This is a genomic window from Escherichia sp. WS547, assembly GCF_046486065.1.
Lineage (GTDB): Bacteria > Pseudomonadota > Gammaproteobacteria > Enterobacterales > Enterobacteriaceae > Escherichia > Escherichia coli.
In genome coordinates, this window is record NZ_JBJQMA010000014.1 from 84,181 (window position 1) to 103,936 (window position 19,756).

The following is a 19,756-nucleotide window of genomic DNA, read 5'->3' on the forward strand; positions in this document are numbered from 1 at the left end:
GATGATGTTGCCGTTTCTGAAAGCGCCTGCCGATGCGCCATTAATGACTGATAAACATGAAATTGATGCCCGCTATCGTTACTGGCGTCGGCATATTCTGCTGACCATCTGGCTGGGTTACGCGCTGTTTTACTTCACGCGGAAAAGTTTTAACGCCGCCGTACCAGAAATCCTTGCTAATGGCGTGCTCAGCCGTAGCGATATCGGCCTGTTAGCGACCCTGTTTTACATTACCTACGGCGTGTCGAAGTTTGTCTCCGGCATTGTCAGCGATCGCTCAAATGCCCGTTATTTTATGGGGATAGGGCTTATCGCCACGGGCATCATCAACATTCTGTTTGGCTTCTCGACGTCGCTATGGGCGTTTGCCGTGCTCTGGGTGCTGAACGCCTTTTTCCAGGGCTGGGGTTCACCGGTGTGTGCGCGTCTGTTAACGGCCTGGTATTCTCGTACCGAGCGCGGCGGTTGGTGGGCATTATGGAACACGGCGCATAACGTTGGCGGTGCGCTCATTCCCATTGTGATGGCAGCAGCTGCGCTGCATTACGGCTGGCGTGCCGGGATGATGATTGCTGGTTGTATGGCGATCGTCGTGGGGATTTTTCTCTGCTGGCGGCTGCGCGATCGCCCGCAGGCGTTAGGTTTACCAGCGGTCGGTGAATGGCGACACGACGCGCTGGAGATTGCTCAACAACAAGAAGGGGCAGGGCTGACGCGTAAAGAGATCCTCACCAAGTATGTGTTGCTGAATCCGTATATCTGGCTGCTTTCGTTTTGCTATGTGCTGGTCTATGTGGTCCGGGCGGCAATCAACGACTGGGGCAATTTGTATATGTCCGAGACGCTGGGCGTCGATTTGGTCACGGCGAATACGGCAGTGACAATGTTTGAACTGGGCGGATTTATCGGTGCGCTGGTAGCGGGTTGGGGCTCGGACAAACTGTTTAACGGCAACCGCGGGCCGATGAATTTGATTTTCGCTGCCGGAATTTTGCTTTCAGTCGGCTCGCTGTGGCTGATGCCATTTGCCAGCTACGTGATGCAGGCAACCTGCTTCTTCACCATTGGTTTTTTTGTCTTTGGCCCGCAGATGTTAATCGGCATGGCGGCGGCAGAATGTTCCCACAAAGAGGCGGCAGGGGCGGCGACGGGATTTGTCGGCTTGTTTGCTTATCTGGGGGCGTCGCTTGCTGGTTGGCCGCTGGCGAAAGTGCTCGATACCTGGCACTGGAGCGGATTTTTTGTAGTTATCGCCATTGCCGCCGGGATTTCCGCACTGCTGTTACTGCCCTTTTTGAACGCCCAGACACCGCGAGAAGCGTGATGCATCTCACCTTTTCACTTCATATCCGGCAAAACTAAGAAATTTTCCAGGTTTTGCCTGGACGCTATCTCAGGCCTGATTTGCTGCTGATTTTTACAATGCCATCATTCATTAATTCTTTCCCAAAATAATTCAAGTTGCAGGAACGCAGCAAACGCGTGAGTCCCGGGAGCATAGTGAACTATGTGACCGGGAGGAATGCGTGCAGCTAAGGCACCTGCGGGTTGAAGTATGAAGGGAAATCAGGAGTAACCCATGCTGGCTTTCTTAAACCAGGTTCGCAAGCCGACCCTGGACCTTCCGCTCGAAGTGCGGCGCAAAATGTGGTTCAAACCGTTCATGCAATCCTACCTGGTGGTCTTTATCGGCTACCTGACGATGTACCTGATTCGCAAGAACTTTAACATCGCGCAGAACGACATGATCTCGACCTACGGGTTGAGCATGACGCAGCTGGGGATGATCGGCCTGGGTTTCTCCATCACTTATGGCGTGGGTAAAACGCTGGTTTCCTACTACGCCGACGGCAAAAACACCAAACAATTCCTGCCGTTCATGCTGATCCTGTCTGCCATTTGTATGCTGGGCTTCAGCGCCAGTATGGGCAGCGGCTCGGTTAGCCTGTTCCTGATGATTGCCTTCTACGCCTTAAGCGGCTTTTTCCAGAGTACCGGCGGTTCGTGCAGTTACTCCACCATCACGAAATGGACGCCGCGTCGTAAACGCGGGACATTCCTCGGTTTCTGGAACATTTCTCACAACCTTGGCGGTGCAGGCGCAGCGGGTGTGGCGCTGTTCGGCGCAAATTACCTGTTCGATGGTCATGTCATCGGCATGTTTATTTTCCCGTCGATTATCGCGCTGATTGTCGGTTTTATCGGCCTGCGTTACGGCAGCGACTCCCCGGAATCTTATGGCCTCGGCAAAGCTGAAGAGCTGTTCGGCGAGGAGATCAGCGAAGAGGACAAAGAGACAGAATCTACCGATATGACCAAGTGGCAGATCTTTGTTGAGTATGTGCTGAAAAACAAAGTGATCTGGCTACTGTGCTTCGCCAACATTTTCCTCTATGTGGTGCGTATTGGTATCGACCAGTGGTCAACCGTGTACGCGTTCCAGGAACTGAAACTCTCTAAAGCGGTGGCGATTCAGGGCTTTACGCTGTTTGAAGCTGGTGCGCTGGTCGGTACGCTGCTGTGGGGCTGGCTCTCTGACCTGGCGAACGGTCGCCGTGGCCTGGTGGCCTGCATCGCGCTGGCGCTGATTATCGCCACGCTCGGTGTGTATCAACATGCCAGCAACGAATATATCTACCTGGCTTCTCTCTTTGCGTTGGGTTTCCTGGTCTTTGGCCCGCAATTGTTGATTGGTGTGGCTGCTGTTGGCTTTGTACCTAAAAAAGCGATTGGCGCTGCCGATGGTATTAAAGGCACCTTCGCTTACCTGATTGGTGACAGCTTTGCCAAGTTAGGTCTGGGAATGATTGCCGATGGAACGCCGGTATTCGGCCTTACCGGCTGGGCAGGCACCTTCGCTGCGCTGGATATCGCCGCGATTGGTTGTATCTGCCTGATGGCGATAGTGGCGGTGATGGAAGAACGCAAAATCCGCCGCGAGAAAAAAATTCAGCAGTTGACAGTGGCATAAACGTAACTGGTGACTTTTGCCCGGCATGACGCCGGGCTTTTTTTTATTATTCCGTGACTTCCAGCGTGGTGAAGGCAAACTTCTCGCCATCAAACAGCCCCTGACTGGTTAGTTTCAGCGCGGGGATCACTGGCAGAGAAAGAAACGCCATCTGAATAAACGGCTCATCCGGTAACGGACCACATTCACGGGCGGCGGCTTTCAAGGCGTCAATTTGCTCCGCCAGCGACTGCGCCGTGTCGGTGCTCATCAGCCCGGCAATGGGTAACGGCAGATGACTTTGGACCTGGCCGTTACGTACCACGCACAGCCCGCCGCCATCCTGAATCACCTGATTGACCGCCAGCGCCATCTCTTCGGCACTGCGACCGATCACCACAATATTATGGCTGTCATGGCTGACCGTCGCAGCCAGCGCGCCTTCATTCAGACCAAAGCCGCCGAGCAAACCACAAGCCGGAGCCAGACGTTGCCCGTAACGCTCAAGGACGGCAATAAAGCACACATCATCGCGATCAAAACCATTTTCGCTGTAGACGCTGGAGCGGGAGTGCGTAATCAATTCGTTATGGATGACGTCAATTACCCGATAGCGTTTTCCGGGCGTGAATTGCAGGGCAAAGTCGCTGGCGGAAACTGGCTGGCGGGCAATGGTGTTGCCATATGGCGGAGCGGATTGTGCCAGTCTCGCCGACTCTTCCGCCTGTAAGGTTTGCGCGTCAATCGGTTCGCCTTTCACCAGTACCTGCTGCACCGTGACCTTACGCGCATCGCTCAACAGGACGATATCAGCCTGCTTACCGGGTGCCAGTAAGCCGAGGTGATTCAGACCAAAGTGGCGCGCCGTCGACCAGCTGGCGACGCGATATGCCACATGCAGCGGCACATTGTGTTGTTCGATCAGGCGGCGAATTAAGGCATCGATGTGTCCTTCATGGGCGATCTCCCACGGGTTACGGTCATCAGTACAGAGCATGCATTGCGGGCTGTTAAATTCGTTGATCAACGGTGCCAGTGCGTTGAGATTGCGGGCAGCGGACCCTTCGCGGATCATCAACGACATGCCGAGTTGTAATTTCCGGCGTCCTTCTTCCAGCTGATAACTTTCGTGGCAGTTTTCAATACCCGCAGCAATATAGGCGTTAAGTGCTTTACCACCCAAACCCGGGCAGTGACCGTCCAGTGTCAGGTGGCGAAATGCATCCAGTTTATCGAGCAGTGCATTCTGCCCGCTAATTACGCCAGGGTAGTCCATCATTTCTGCAAGGCCGGTAACCTGCGGATGGTCCCGCCAGGCGAGCATCTGTTCAAGGGTAAAACTGGCACCGTTAACATCGCAGCCTTCCAGGGCGGGTACGCAAGAGCTGACCTGTAAGTACTGGTTTTGCCTTGCCTGTTCGGCACAGCGGGCAAACCAGGCGAATCCGGCTTCGCCCATCACGTTGACGATTTCATGAGGGTCGCAAATAACAGTTGTCAGGCCGCGCGGCAGGGTAGCGGTTTCAAAGGTGACCGGCGTCATCATGCTGGATTCAATATGCAGGTGAGCATCAATAAACCCTGGCACCGCCGTTGCGCCGCGGGCATCAATCCGCTGCAAAGCCGGAGCATCAGTGTATTCTGCGCCAACACCAGCAATGTAACGTCCTTTAATCACAATTGGGCCGGAAATTTCTCCGCCATTGATCAGGTCGAGAATAGAGACATTATCAATAATATAATCGGCAACAGCGTCGCCACGGGAAACGGCTAACAATTCCTGGTATTCCGCCCGGCTAATGTGATGAAATTTATGGTTAATAGAATTATTCATATTTTTCTCATTTTGATTTTATCAATTTGATTATTATTTATCATAAAGAAACGTCGCGAGATTATTAAAGAATATCCATTAATGTGCAATTGAAATGTGATAATTATCACTGAACCGTTGTTGTCATTTGTTTTACAAAAGCAAGGGATTAAATCTCCTCCAATGGACAAAAAAATGAATAATGACAATACCGATTACGTGAGTAATGAATCAGGGACGCTTTCGCGATTATTTAAACTACCTCAGCATGGGACCACCGTCCGCACAGAATTGATTGCGGGGATGACCACTTTTTTAACCATGGTGTACATCGTTTTTGTGAACCCGCAAATCCTCGGCGCGGCACAAATGGACCCGAAAGTGGTGTTTGTTACCACCTGTTTGATTGCCGGTATCGGCAGTATTGCGATGGGGATATTTGCTAACTTACCCGTGGCGCTGGCTCCGGCAATGGGGCTGAACGCCTTCTTTGCGTTCGTGGTCGTGGGGGCGATGGGTATCTCCTGGCAGACCGGGATGGGCGCGATATTCTGGGGCGCAATTGGGCTATTTTTGCTCACGCTGTTTCGTATCCGTTACTGGATGATCTCCAACATTCCATTAAGTTTACGTATTGGTATCACCAGCGGAATCGGATTATTTATTGCCTTAATGGGATTAAAAAACACTGGCGTTATTGTCGCCAATAAAGACACCCTGGTGATGATTGGCGATTTAAGTTCTCACGGCGTGTTGTTAGGTATTTTAGGGTTTTTTATTATAACCGTGTTGTCATCACGTCATTTTCATGCCGCGGTGCTGGTTTCTATTGTGGTGACGTCTTGCTGTGGCTTATTTTTCGGTGATGTTCATTTTAGCGGCGTCTATTCCATTCCGCCTGATATTAGCGGCGTCATTGGTGAAGTAGATTTGAGCGGCGCGTTAACACTTGAACTCGCCGGTATCATTTTCTCCTTTATGCTGATCAACCTATTTGATTCGTCAGGAACATTAATTGGTGTAACTGATAAAGCTGGCTTAATAGATAGTAACGGTCAATTCCCCAATATGAATAAGGCGCTATATGTTGATAGCGTCAGTTCGGTGGCGGGCGCGTTTATCGGCACCTCGTCTGTTACCGCCTATATTGAAAGTACTTCTGGTGTGGCAGTCGGTGGTCGCACGGGGCTGACTGCGGTTGTGGTCGGCGTTATGTTCCTGTTGGTTATGTTCTTCTCACCGCTGGTGGCGATGGTTCCTCCTTACGCAACCGCCGGAGCGTTAATCTTTGTTGGCGTGCTGATGACTTCGAGCCTGGCGCGCGTTAACTGGGATGATTTTACCGAATCGGTGCCCGCATTTATTACCACGGTGATGATGCCCTTTACTTTCTCGATCACCGAAGGGATTGCACTCGGCTTTATGTCGTACTGCATCATGAAAGTGTGCACCGGGCGCTGGCGCGATCTGAACCTGTGTGTGGTGGTGGTCGCAGCTCTGTTTGCACTGAAGATTATTCTGGTGGATTAGTAACTGGCGAGGGTTTCCAGATATCATGAGTTCTGATTACGCAGGAGAACTCATGATCTGGATAATGCTCGCCACGCTGGCGGTAGTGTTTGTGGTTGGTTTTCGGGTGCTGACATCCGGGGCCAGAAAAGCGATTCGCCGTCTCAGCGATCGGCTGAATATCGATGTCGTACCCGTGGAGTCGATGGTCGATCAAATGGGAAAGTCAGCCGGTGACGAATTTTTACGTTATTTGCATCGCCCGGATGAGTCGCACCTGCAAAACGCCGCGCAGGTATTGCTCATCTGGCAAATTGTCATTGTCGATGGTAGCGAACAGAACCTGCTGCAATGGCATCGGATTTTACAAAAAGCCCGCCTTGCCGCGCCGATTACCGATGCTCAGGTCAGGCTGGCGCTGGGTTTTCTGCGCGAAACCGAACCTGAAATGCAGGATATTAATGCTTTTCAGATGCGCTATAACGCGTTCTTTCAGCCTGCCGAGGGCGTTCACTGGCTGCATTAAAACCGCTTCGTCTTATCAGCCTACAGACCGCGCCTGACCTGTAGGGTGGATAAGGCGTTCACGCCGCATCCGGTATCGGAACTGACAGTAGGTGAACGCATTATCTACGTTCTATTTACAGCAGCACCTCCAGCCCGTGTTTTTGCACAATGCTGAGCAGTTTTAATGAAATGCCATTGGGGCGTTTAGCGCCACTTTCCCATTTTTGTACAGTTGAAACGCTGGTATTGAGATAGTGAGCGAAGACGGGCTGACTCACTTTTAATTTTTCCCGCAGTGCTTTTATCTCAACAGGTTGTAAGTCTTGCACGCTGGTCAGGCAGGCTTTGTCAAAAGTACGCATCGTTTCAGCAGAAATAGCATCGACGCTGGACAATCCAGCCGCTGCGCTGTGAATAGCCTCAAATGCAGGACTTTTAAATTTAGTTTTTGCAGTCATAGCAGATCTCTGTCAGTTCTTTAGTGTTAATCATTGCTGTTAGTTGGGCTTTCGTCAGGAAGGCATAATGCTTTGCAAGTTCACGAAACCCAGCCAGTTCCTGACTATTGATGTTCGACATATCCTGTTTTGCATATAAAAACGTGTAAAACCTATTGCTTCCCCCTTTTGCCAGAATAATTGCACGCTCACGATTTTGGTGAAGGCGCTTTTTAAAAACGCCACCGCCAAGTGCATCAGCTTTACCTTGTTCCGTTTCTAAAATGGCACGGCACAACTCTTCATCTGTTATTGCATGAGACCTGGCTTCCCTTGCAAACCATTTGGTTTTAAACACGCGTATATCGTTGAGGTCCTGTTATTAAAGTATATCACCAAGTGCAATACTTTATCCCTTGTTCCCAACACAATCGCGAAAATACATATCACCTTGCCCTATGATTTTTATTTCTTCGAGCAGCCTCGAACTTTTCCCACAACACCGTAAAAGTTGCAAAAACGTTAAATGCGTCACACATTTCAATGTTAAAGTGGTCGGCTTTTCCCCTGAAACATGCCACGGGTAACACCATGAGTGAATTTATTGCCGAAAACCGCGGCGCGGATGTCATCACCCGACCGAACTGGTCAGCCGTATTCTCGGTGGCGTTTTGCGTCGCCTGTCTGATTATCGTTGAGTTTTTGCCCGTCAGTTTGTTGACGCCAATGGCCCAGGATTTAGGCATTTCGGAAGGGGTTGCCGGGCAATCGGTGACCGTGACCGCCTTTGTGGCAATGTTTGCCAGTTTGTTTATTACCCAGACAATTCAGGCCACTGACCGCCGCTACGTTGTTATTTTGTTTGCCGTTTTGCTGACGCTCTCCTGCTTGCTGGTTTCCTTTGCTAACTCATTCAGTTTGCTTTTAATCGGTCGTGCCTGTCTGGGGCTGGCGCTGGGCGGGTTCTGGGCGATGTCGGCGTCGCTGACCATGCGTCTGGTACCGCCGCGTACGGTGCCGAAGGCGCTGTCGGTGATCTTCGGCGCGGTTTCTATTGCGCTGGTGATTGCCGCACCGTTGGGCAGTTTTTTAGGCGAGCTTATCGGTTGGCGCAATGTCTTTAATGCGGCGGCGGTGATGGGCGTGCTGTGTATTTTCTGGATTATCAAATCATTGCCTTCGCTGCCAGGCGAACCCTCGCATCAGAAACAAAATACTTTCCGCTTATTACAACGTCCGGGTGTGATGGCAGGGATGATCGCCATCTTCATGTCTTTCGCCGGGCAGTTTGCTTTCTTCACGTATATTCGCCCGGTGTATATGAACCTGGCGGGATTCGGCGTGGATGGCTTAACGCTGGTGCTGTTGAGTTTTGGTATCGCCAGCTTTATTGGTACGTCGCTTTCGTCGTTCATTCTTAAACGTTCGGTAAAACTGGCCTTAGCAGGCGCGCCGTTAATACTGGCTGTGAGTGCGTTGGTGCTGACGTTGTGGGGAAGCGATAAAATCGTTGCTACCGGCGTGGCGATTATCTGGGGGCTAACTTTTGCATTGGTTCCTGTCGGCTGGTCAACGTGGATCACTCGCTCACTGGCCGATCAGGCAGAAAAAGCCGGGTCTATTCAGGTGGCGGTTATTCAGCTTGCTAATACCTGTGGCGCGGCAATCGGCGGTTATGCGCTGGATAATATTGGTCTGACTTCGCCGTTGATGTTGTCCGGCACATTGATGTTGCTGACGGCGTTATTGGTCACCGCAAAGGTGAAAATGAAGTAACGTATTTACAGGAGGGTTATTGCTCTGGCGGGAAAGCTCTCCTGTTCTTCCCCCTGATAACCCTTGATCAGGTATTGTTCTTATCTTGTTGTTATTTCCATTATTCCGCCTGTATTCATCATTTGCTAATCATGAATCATCATTTTCTCTCATGTTAAAGAAAGGTCATTTAATCTGAACGCATAGCGACAGGGATGACAAATGGCAGGGAAAGCGCATGGGAATGGCGATCGTCGGGGCGATAACACCATATGTGGATTGGGGGATCGTTTACGTCGTCTGACCGCAGGTATTTGCCTGATAACACAAACTATTTTCCCTGTTATGGCTGCTGCCCCGACGCATATTAATCCTGCGCACTCGGATACTGCCGCGTCACTGATCCTGCCGAACGTTAAAACTATTCCATATACCCTGGGTGCGTTGGAATCGCCACCAACGGTCGCGGCACGCTTTGGTATCACCGTTGATGAATTACGTCGCCTGAATCAGTTCCGTACCTTTGCGCGGGGCTTTGACCATGTGCGTCAGGGCGATGAAATAGATGTGCCCCTCATTAACAGTAACAGCCCTGAAGCGCGCAACCTGAAAGCAATGCAGATGGAGCGCGATGGCAAAGATCCGCAAATGCAGGTCGCGGAAGTGGCGCAGCAAAGCGGAACACTTTTAGCACGCGATATGGACAGCGAACAGGCGGCGAGTATGGCGCGTGGCTGGGTGGCTTCTTCTGCATCTGCGCAGGCAACGGACTGGCTCAGTCGTTGGGGAACTGCCCGGGTATCTCTTGGTGTGGATGAAGATTTCAGCCTTAAAAGCTCGTCATTTGAATTTCTCCATCCCTGGTACGAAACGCCGGATAACCTGGTCTTAAGCCAGCACACACTTCACCGTACGGATGATCGCACTCAAACCAACCACGGTATCGGCTGGCGTTATTTCACATCGAGCTGGATGTCTGGCGTCAATATGTTTATCGATCATGACCTGACCCGCTATCACACCCGAACCGGGATGGGCGTTGAATACTGGCGCGATTACCTGAAACTGAGCGGCAACGGTTATCTGCGCCTCAGTAACTGGCGTAGTGCACCGGAACTCGACAATGACTATGAAGCACGTCCGGCGAACGGGTGGGATCTTCGCGCCGAAGGCTGGTTACCGGCCTGGCCGCAGCTGGGCGGCAAGTTGGTCTATGAACAATATTATGGCGATGAAGTGGCGCTGTTTGGTAAAGACGAGCGACAAAATGATCCTCACGCGATTACCGCAGGTTTGAGTTATACCCCTGTTCCTCTGATCTCCTTTAGTGCCGAGCAACGGCAGGGCAAACAGGGAGAAAACGACACCCGAATTGGTATGGAGTTGACGTTGCAACCCGGTCATTCACTGCAAAAACAGCTCGATCCGGCTGAAGTTGCAGCACGACGCAGCCTTGTGGGCAGTCGCTATGACCTGGTCGATCGTAATAACAATATTGTCCTTGAATATCGCAAGAAAGAGCTGGTGCGGCTGACGCTGACCGATCCGTTGAAAGGCAAGCCGGGTGAGGTTAAATCGCTGGTTTCTTCCTTACAAACCAAATATGCGCTGAAAGGTTATGACATTGAAGCCGCCTCCCTGCAATCAGCGGACGGAAAAGTAGCTGTTTCCGGCAAGGATATTCAGGTCACCATTCCTCCCTACCGATTCACGGCAATGCCTGAAACCGACAACACTTACCCGATAGCGGTTACAGCGGAAGATTCGAAAGGAAATTTCTCCCGGCGTGAAGAAAGTATGGTGGTCGTGGAAAAACCCACATTAAGCCTCGCCGATTCAACGCTTTCTGTCGATCTGCAAATCCTGCTTGCTGATGGAAAATCAACCTCAATGCTGACCTATACCGCGCGAGATTCCAGCGGCAAGCCAATCCCTGGTATGACGTTAAAAACACAGGCGAAAGGTTTGCAGGATTTCGCCTTAAGCGAATGGAAAGACAACGGTAACGGAACCTATACCCAAATAGTTACCGCCGGGAAGACGTCTGGCGCGTTATCGCTGATGCCGCAATTTAACGGCGATGATATCGCTAAGACGCCAGCGCTGATTGCTATCGTGGCGAATACAGCATCCCGCGCTGACTCCACGATTGAGACAGACCAGGATAATTACGTCGCGGGTAAGCCGATAGTCGTTAAAGTGACCCTGAGAGATGATAACGGCAACGGGGTTACCGGACGAAAAGAACTTCTCAAACAAACCGTTAAAGTTGACAACACGAAGGCTGATGCCGTGAGTGCCTGGACGGAAGAAAGTGAGGGAATTTACAAAGCAAGCTATACGGCCCATCTCATTGGCGACAAATTAACGGCCCAGCTGACGATGCCCGGCTGGCAAACCAAACATTCGGATGCGTTCAGTATTGCGGGTGATAAAGATACCGCCAAAATCGCTGCGATGCAGATCACCGCGAATAACGCAGTTGCCAGACGCGATCACAATACCGTCGCTGTGACGGTCAGGGATGTGCATCAAAATTTGCTGCAGGGACAAAATGTTACCTTCACGGTCGTGAATGGTGCGGCGGTTTTTGCCGATCCAAATGGCGGTATTGTGACGACAGATAAAGACGGGATTGCCAGCGTTAACCTTGCCAGTGACCAGGCGGTAAACAGTCTTATCAAGGCTGAGATCAATGGCAGTAGTCAGTCTGTGGAAGTGAGCTTTATTACTGGCGATATCTCGCAGCTGACCTCCACCATCAAGACGGACGATGTGTCATACACTGCGGGTGGCAAGATAAAAGTGTCAGTTACCCTTATGGATGAGCAGAAAAACCTGGTGAAAGGGATGGCTTCGCTGCTGGCGGGTAGCGGTGTGGTCGAGGTGAGCGGTACAGATAAAAATGAAATGGGTAACTGGAGCGAAGAGTCTGACGGCGTTTACACCACCACCCGAACCGCGAAGATTGCTGGCGATCGCCATTACGCCACGCTGAAACTATCGACATGGAGTAGCGCGCAGCAATCCGATGCGTATGCCATCCGCGAAAGCGGAGCTGTGCTGGCTTATTCCTCCATCGTTACCGACAAAACGACCTACACCGCGGGCGGTGCGATAAAAGTTACGGTAACACTCAAGGATAGCTATGAAAACCTGGTCGGGGGGCAACGAGACGCTATCAACCAGGCTATTCAGCTGCCAAATACAAAAGCGGAAAGCATCGCCTGGAATGAAGATCAAAAAGGAATTTATACCGCAACGTATACCGCATTACTCCCTGGCACCGGTTTAAAAGCACAGCTACAGATGTCCGGCTGGGCGAGCGCTTTGACTTCAAATGATTACAGTATTAGTGGCGATGCCGCCAGCGCACAAATTGTCGCGATGCAAGTGACAACGGGTAACCCGGATGTGCTGGCGAATGGCAGCGATCGACATACAGTGAATGTCCGGGTGGAAGATCAGTTTGGCAATGTGCTGCCGGAGCAGACCGTCACCTTTACGGTGACGAAGGGGGCGGCTGTATTTGCCAATGCAGGGCAGAGCGCAGATATCAGGACGGATGCGCATGGTATGGCAGAGGTTGATCTGAGCAGTACCGTAGCGGATGCCAGCACTGTTGAGGCTAAGGTCAATCAAAGCAGCGATAGTAAAACGGTGAACTTTGTTGCTGATGTTAGCACGGCGCAGGTCGCGGAGCTGGTGGTGACGCAGGACGGCTCAGTGGCTGATGGTTCGACGGCGAACATGCTGCGGGTGAGGGTGACCGATGTGTTCGGGAATGTACTTGCCGGCCAGACGGTTAGCGTGACGGCGGACAACAGCGCAACGGTTGCTCCGACGGTCATCACAGGGCCGGACGGCACGGTGGAGATCTCAGTCACCAGCCAGACCGCCGGAACCAGTGCGATCACCGCCAGTATCAACAACAGCAGCCTGAGCCGGAACGTGACGTTTGTCGCCGATGTCAGGACGGCGAAGATCGCTGATCTGGTAGTCACCCGGGATAACTCAGTGGCAGACGGTGCAATGGCGAACACGCTGCGGGTGAGGGTCACAGATGCGTTCGGGAATACGCTTGCCGGGCAGACGGTCAGCGTGATGGCAGACAACAGCGCAACGGTGTCTCCGACGGTCACTACAGAGCCGGACGGCACGGTGGAGATCAGTGTCACCAGCCAGACGGCGGGAGTCAGTACTGTCACTGCCAGCATCAACAGCAGCAGCCAGAGCCGGAACGTGACGTTTGTCGCCGATGTCAGGACGGCGAAGATCGCGGATCTGGTGGTTATTAAGGATGGTTCAGAGGCGGACGGTTCGACGGCGAACACGCTGCGGGCGAGGGTGACCGATGCATTCGGTAATACGCTGGGCGGGCAGACGGTCAGCGTGTTGGCGGATAACGGCGCAACGGTTGCCCCGACGGTCACCACTCAGCCGGACGGCACGGTGGAAATCAGTGTCACCAGTCAGACCGCCGGAACCAGTACAGTCACTGCCAGCATCAACAACAGCAGCCTGAGCCAGAACGTGACGTTTGTCGCCGATGTCAGGACGGCGAAGATAGCGGACCTGGTGGTTATTAAGGACGGCTCAGTGGCAGACGGCGCGACGGCGAATACGCTGCAGGTGAAGGTCACCGATGCGTTCGGGAATGCGCTGAATGGACAGACGGTCAGCGTGATGGCAGGTAACGGCGCAACGGTCACTCCGACTGTCATCACAGGGCCGGACGGCACGGTGGAGATCTCTGCCACCAGCCAGACGGCGGGGATCAGTACAGTCACTGTAACCATCAACAACAGCAGCCTGAGCCGGAACGTGATGTTTGTCGCGGATGTCAGGACGGCGCAGATCGCTGATCTGGTGGTCATTAAGGACGGCGCAGTGGCAGACGGCGCAATGGCGAACATGCTGCAGGTAAAGGTTACCGACGCGTTCGGTAATACGCTTGCCGGACAGACGGTCAGCGTGTTGGCAGGCAACGGTGCCACGACTGCTTCGACGGTCACCACGCAACCGGACGGCACGGTGGAGATCTCAGTCACCAGCCAGACCGCCGGAACCAGTGTGGTCACCGCTAGCATCAACAACAGCAGCCAGAGCCGGAACGTGACATTTATCGCCGATGTCAGGACGGCGAAGATCGCTGATCTGGAGGTCATTAAGGATGGTTCAGAGGCGGACGGTTCGACGGCGAACACGCTGCGGGCGAGGGTGACGGATGCGTTCGGTAATGCGCTTGCCGGGCAGACGGTCAGCGTGTTGGCAGACAACGGTGCAACGGTCGCTTTGACGGAAACCACAAAGCCGGACGGCACGGCGGAAATCAGTGTTACCAGTCAGACGGCGGGAGTTAGCGCAGTCACCGTCAGCATCAACAACAGCAGCCAGAGCCGGAACGTGACGTTTATCGCCGATGTCAGGACGGCGCAGATCGCGGAGCTGGTGGTTATTAAGGATGGTTCAGAGGCAGACGGTTCGACGGCGAATACGTTGCGGGTGAGGGTCACCGATGCGTTCGGTAATGCGCTTGCCGGCCAGACGGTCAGCGTGTTGGCGGATAACGGCGCAACGGTTGCCCCGACGGTCACCACTCAGCCGGACGGTACGGTGGAGATCAGTGTCACCAGCCAGACGGCGGGTACCAGTACAGTCACTGCCAGCATTAACAGCAGCAGCCAGAGCCGGAACGTGACGTTTATCGCCGATGTCAGCACGGCGCAGATCGCGGACCTGGTGGTCATTAAGGACGACTCAGTGGCAGACGGTGCAATGGCGAATACGTTGCGGGTGAGGGTGACCGATGCGTTCGGTAATGCGCTTGCCGGACAGACGGTCAGCGTGATGGCAGGCAACGGCGCAACGGTTGCCCCGACGGTGATCACCGAGCCGGACGGCACGGTGGAAATCAGTGTCACCAGTCAGACGGCGGGAATCAGTGCAGTCACAGCCAGCATCAACAGCAGCAGTCAGAGCCGGGACGTGACATTTATCGCCGATGTCAGGACGGCGAAGATCGCTGAACTGGAGGTCATCCGGGATAACGCGGTGGCAGACGGTTCGACGGCGAATACGCTGCAGGTGAAGGTCACCGATGCTAACGATAATACGCTTGCCGGACAGGCGGTCAGCGTGTTGGCAGGCAACAGCGCAACGGTTGCTTCGACGGTGACCACAAAGCCGGATGGCACGGTGGAGATCAGTGTCACCAGTCAGACGGCAGGCACCAGTACAGTCACTGCCAGCATCAACAGCAGCAGCCTGAGCCGGAACGTGACGTTTGTCGCCGATGTCAGCACGGCAAAAATAGCGGATCTGGTCGTTATCCAGGATAACTCAGTGGCTGACGGCGCAATGGCGAACACGCTGCGGATGAGGGTCACGGATGCATTCGGTAATACGCTTGGCGGACAGACGGTCAGCGTGACGGCAGACAACAGTGCAATGGTCGCTTCGACTGTCATCACAGGGCCGGACGGTACGGTGGAGATCAGTGTCACCAGCCAGACGGCGGGGATCAGTATTGTCACTGCATCCATCAACAACAGCAGCCTGAGCCGGGACGTGACGTTTGTTGCCGATGTCAGGACGGCGCAGATCGCTGATCTGGTGGTCATTAAGGATGGTTCAGAGGCGGACGGTTTGACGGCGAACACGCTGCAGGTGAGGGTCACCGATGCGTTCGGTAATGCGCTTGCCGGGCAGACGGTCAGCGTGTTGGCGGACAACGGCGCAACGGTCGCCCCGACGGTCACCACGCAGCCGGACGGTACGGTGGAGATCTCTGTTACCAGCCAGACGGCGGGAGTCAGTGCAGTCACTGCAACCATCAACAGCAGTAGTCAGAGTCAGAACGTGACATTTATCGCCGATGTCAGGACGGCGAAGATCGCGGATCTGGTGGTCATTAAGGATGGTTCAGAGGCGGACGGTTCGACGGCGAACACGCTGCGGGCGAGGGTGACCGATGCGTTCGGCAATGCACTTGCCGGGCAGGCGGTCAGCGTGATGGCAGGCAACAGCGCAACGGTCACTCCGACGGTCACCACGCAGTCGGACGGTACGGTGGAGTTCAGTGTCACCAGCCAGACGGCAGGAACCAGTACAGTCACCGCCAGTATCAACAGCAGCAGCCTGAGCCGGGACGTGACGTTTATTGCGGATGTCAGGACGGCGCAGATCGCGGTGCTGGAAGTGACGCAGGATTACGCCGTGGCAGATGGTTCGACGGCGAACACGCTGCGGGCGAGGGTGACCGATGCGTTCGGTAATGCGCTTGCCGGGCAGACGGTCAGCGTGTTGGGAGGCAACGGCGCAACGGTGTCTCCGACGGTCATCACAGGGCCGGACGGCACGGTGGAGATCAGTGTCACCAGTCAGACGGCGGGAGCCAGTACTGTCACTGCCAGCATCAACAGCAGCAGCCTGAGCCGGAACGTGACGTTTGTCGCGGATGTCAGGACGGCGCAGATCGCGGTGCTGGAAGTGACGCAGGATTACGCCGTGGCAGATGGTTCGACGGCGAACACGCTGCGGGCGAGGGTGACCGATGCGTTCGGGAATGCACTTGCCGGGCAGACGGTCAGCGTGACGGCAGGCAACGGCGCAACGGTGTCTCCGACGGTCATCACAGGGCCGGACGGCACGGTGGAAATCAGTGTCACCAGCCAGACGGCGGGAGTCAGTGCAGTCACTGCAACCATCAACAACAGCACCGCGAGCCAGAACGTGATGTTTATCGCCGATGTCAGGACGGCGAAGATCGCGGATCTGGTGGTCATTAAGGACGACTCAGTGGCAGACGGTGCAATGGCGAATATGCTGCGGGCGAGGGTCACCGATGCGTTCGGTAATGCGCTTGCCGGACAGACGGTCAGCGTGATGGCAGGCAACGGTGCCACGACTGCTCCGACGGTCACCACGCAGCTGGACGGCACGGTGGAGATCTCTGCCACCAGCCAGACGGCGGGGATCAGTACAGTCACTGCAACCATCAACAACAGCAGCCTGAGCCGGAACGTGATGTTTGTCGCGGATGTCAGGACGGCGCAGATCGCTGATCTGGTGGTCATTAAGGACGGCTCAGTGGCAGACGGTTCGACGGCGAACATGCTGCGGGTGAGGGGGACGGATGCGTTCGGTAATGCGCTTGGCGGCCAGACGGTCAGCGTGTTGGCGGACAACGGCGTAACGACTGCCCCAACGGTGATCACCGAGCCGGACGGCACGGTGGAAATCAGTGTCACCAGCCAGACGGCGGGAGTCAGTGCAGTCACTGCAACCATCAACAGCAGTAGTCAGAGTCAGAACGTGACATTTATCGCCGATGTCAGGACAGCGAAGATCGCGGACCTGGTGGTCATTAAGGACGACTCAGTGGCAGACGGTGCAATGGCGAATATGCTGCGGGCGAGAGTCACCGATGCGTTCGGTAATGCGCTTGCCGGGCAGACGGTCAGCGTGTTGGCGGGCAACAGCGCAACGGTTGCTCCGACGATGACCACAAAGCCGGATGGCACGGTGGAGATCAGTGTCACCAGCCAGACGGCGGGCACCAGTACAGTCACCGCCAGCATCAACAACAGCAGCCAGAGCCAGAACGTCACCTTTGTACCTGGTGATGCATCGCAACTCACTTCAATCGTTGAAACAAATAAGTCGAACTATACGGTTGGAGAGACAATCACCATCACGGTAACGCTCCGGGATGCGTTCGATAATCTGGTAACCGGTGCAGCTTCACAGTTAGCCGCTGATGGTGTGCTGACGGTGGCTGGCACTGACCCGTCAGAAATGGGAAGCTGGGTTGAATCAGGTGGCGTGTATACCACAACCCGAATGGCGACGATTGCCAGTACCAATCAGCACGCCAACCTGCAATTGCAGACGTGGAGTGATGGCGTAACGTCAGATCGCTATGACATCCAGTCCGGTTCTCCGGCGCAAGCCACATCAACTATCGCTACGGATAAAAACGCCTACACCGCTGGTGACACTATAACCGTCGCCGTGACGCTGAAAGACGCGCACGGTAACCTGGTTGAAGGGGGCGAGTCCTTATTGTCTGGTGATAACGTAACAGTAGAAGGAGCCGTACGTTCAGGAGGATGGTCTGAAACCGCCGGTGTTTATACTGCTACATGGTCGGCGCAAATGGCGGGAGACTCTCACCACGCGACGCTGAAGTTGTCTGAATGGGGCAGCAGTAAACAATCAGAGAGTTATTCCATCCACAGCGGTGCTCCGGTGCAGGCAAATTCTGCTATCAGGACAGATAAATCGGCATATATCGCCGGGGAGCCATTAACCGTCACAATAACGTTGCGGGATGAGTTTGGTAACCCTGCTTTAGGGCTGACATCAGAAGTCATCGAGTCTTATATTGATAGTTTCGCGGTAGGCGGCGCAACTCACGATGCTATGCGGTGGGTCGAGCAGAATAATGGTGAATATACCATTGTCTGGACAGCATGGGTTGCCGAGGAAAATCTAGTTGCCAGTCTGAAATTAAAAACATGGGCAACGGAGATTAAGTCCTCGTTATACGGAATACAACCAGGTGCGGCGGCAAAAACTCAATCAACGATTGTCGCGGACAAAACGATATATATCGCTGGGGATAGCATAACGGTGACCGTTGTTCTTAAAGATGCCCAGGGTAACTTTATTACTGATGGTGTTGTTCAGCTTAATGAGGAAAACGTACAAGTCAGGAATGCGGATCCTATCCAGGGCAATAATTGGGTTTACAACGGCAATGGGCAATATCAAAGACAGTATATGGCGCATTTTGCGGAAGCGAATTTGAATGCGCAACTGAAGATGGCTGGTTGGAGCGATGCCAATTATTCAAACAATTACACTATTAAACCAGGTGAAGTGAGTCCGCTTGGTTCACAGCTTCGTATACGAGAAGTTTTAGTAGTGGAAGGGGCGGATTTACCTGTCAGTGCTTTATTAGTTGATGATTTTGGAAATCCGGTGGATAACGGTCTGGATTTGCTGGATGATGCAGTGTACTTACAAAATGTAGAAAAAAAAGAAGGGGAAAAATGGAGATATGTGGGTGATGGAATATATGAACGTACATATATGGCCTACCAAGAAGGAGAAAATTTAACTTCATTTATGGAGATTAAAGGTTGGCGTATATACGGACAACCATCCTATACCATCCTTCCTTTTGTGGAAGTCGAGTTACTGAGTGTTAATGGTGTAAAATTCAGGGCGACAGATGGTTTTCCAGAAACAGGGTTTGATGGTGCAAAATTCACGCTGTTACTAACCCATAATATGAAAAATACGGATTATAATTGGACGGCTGGGATTTATGGAATTAATGTTGACAGTAATGGAGAAGTAACATTATCTGTGCTGATAAGAAGTGAAGTTACTATTACTGGGAAACCCAAGAATGGTAAAGGGAATGATGTTGTATTTAAATTCAAGATTAAAAAATGGTTTACTAGTTTAGGTGCTACCAGTAGTAATACCTGGGATATCATAAATACTTCATGTAGCTATGGTCAAATGCCGTCATCTTTAGAATTAGCGCAGCGGCCAAGCGGTGGGGTAGTACCGCGAAAAGTAGGTACGTTGTGGGGCGAATATGGTAATTTAAAAACTTATGGGAACGCTTTTAGCAGTACGGATTATTGGACAAGCACTCAGCTCATGGGAGTACACGAGAAATTTAATCCTGAAACTGGTATATCAGAGCTTGGAACAGGAAAGTCCTCTGGCTTGTGCGTAGAGTATTATTAACGAAGTAATCACTAA

At 53.1% G+C, this 19,756-nt stretch carries 9 protein-coding genes; 6 read left to right on the forward strand and 3 right to left on the reverse strand.

Features of this window, described 5'->3' with window-relative positions; genetic code table 11:
- Positions 1-4: 4 nt before the first annotated feature.
- Together uhpC and uhpT are read left to right on the forward strand one after the other, a co-directional pair.
- Positions 5-1,324: an MFS transporter family glucose-6-phosphate receptor UhpC gene (gene uhpC, locus ACJHWK_RS14070; protein WP_001301991.1), complete on the forward strand. Its 1,320-nt coding sequence runs from the start codon at positions 5-7 to the stop codon at positions 1,322-1,324.
- A gap of 255 nt (positions 1,325-1,579) precedes the next feature.
- Positions 1,580-2,971, forward strand: a complete 1,392-nt coding sequence (gene uhpT / locus ACJHWK_RS14075; protein ID WP_000879194.1) for a hexose-6-phosphate:phosphate antiporter — start codon at positions 1,580-1,582, stop codon at positions 2,969-2,971.
- Between the two features lie 46 nt (positions 2,972-3,017).
- Here the strand turns inward: uhpT and adeD are convergent, their stop codons facing one another.
- Complete coding sequence (adeD, locus tag ACJHWK_RS14080) at positions 3,018-4,784, reverse strand: adenine deaminase (RefSeq protein ID WP_001065714.1); 1,767 nt, start codon at positions 4,782-4,784, stop codon at positions 3,018-3,020.
- Between the two features lie 174 nt (positions 4,785-4,958).
- Between adeD and adeQ the strand changes: the two genes are divergently transcribed.
- A complete protein-coding gene (gene adeQ, locus ACJHWK_RS14085) occupies positions 4,959-6,293 on the forward strand; it encodes an adenine permease AdeQ (protein WP_001586450.1) in 1,335 nt (444 codons plus the stop codon).
- A 52-nt stretch (positions 6,294-6,345) separates the two neighbouring features.
- Complete coding sequence (locus tag ACJHWK_RS14090) at positions 6,346-6,798, forward strand: DUF1198 domain-containing protein (protein ID WP_001295241.1); 453 nt, start codon at positions 6,346-6,348, stop codon at positions 6,796-6,798.
- A 115-nt stretch (positions 6,799-6,913) separates the two neighbouring features.
- Here the strand turns inward: ACJHWK_RS14090 and ACJHWK_RS14095 are convergent, their stop codons facing one another.
- Together ACJHWK_RS14095 and ACJHWK_RS14100 are read right to left on the reverse strand one after the other, a co-directional pair.
- Positions 6,914-7,237 (reverse strand): helix-turn-helix domain-containing protein, encoded by a 324-nt coding sequence (locus ACJHWK_RS14095; protein WP_000125643.1) that lies wholly within the window; start codon positions 7,235-7,237, stop codon positions 6,914-6,916.
- A complete protein-coding gene (locus ACJHWK_RS14100; protein WP_170886081.1) occupies positions 7,221-7,574 on the reverse strand; it encodes a type II toxin-antitoxin system RelE/ParE family toxin in 354 nt (117 codons plus the stop codon). Before ACJHWK_RS14100 ends, ACJHWK_RS14095 begins: the two co-directional genes overlap by 17 nt.
- A gap of 233 nt (positions 7,575-7,807) precedes the next feature.
- Between ACJHWK_RS14100 and nepI the strand changes: the two genes are divergently transcribed.
- Together nepI and iatC are read left to right on the forward strand one after the other, a co-directional pair.
- Positions 7,808-8,992 (forward strand): purine ribonucleoside efflux pump NepI, encoded by a 1,185-nt coding sequence (nepI, locus tag ACJHWK_RS14105; protein ID WP_001288558.1) that lies wholly within the window; start codon positions 7,808-7,810, stop codon positions 8,990-8,992.
- A gap of 201 nt (positions 8,993-9,193) precedes the next feature.
- Positions 9,194-19,741, forward strand: coding sequence for an inverse autotransporter adhesin IatC (gene iatC / locus ACJHWK_RS14110; RefSeq protein WP_410234856.1), 10,548 nt, complete (start codon positions 9,194-9,196; stop codon positions 19,739-19,741).
- Positions 19,742-19,756: the final 15 nt, after the last annotated feature.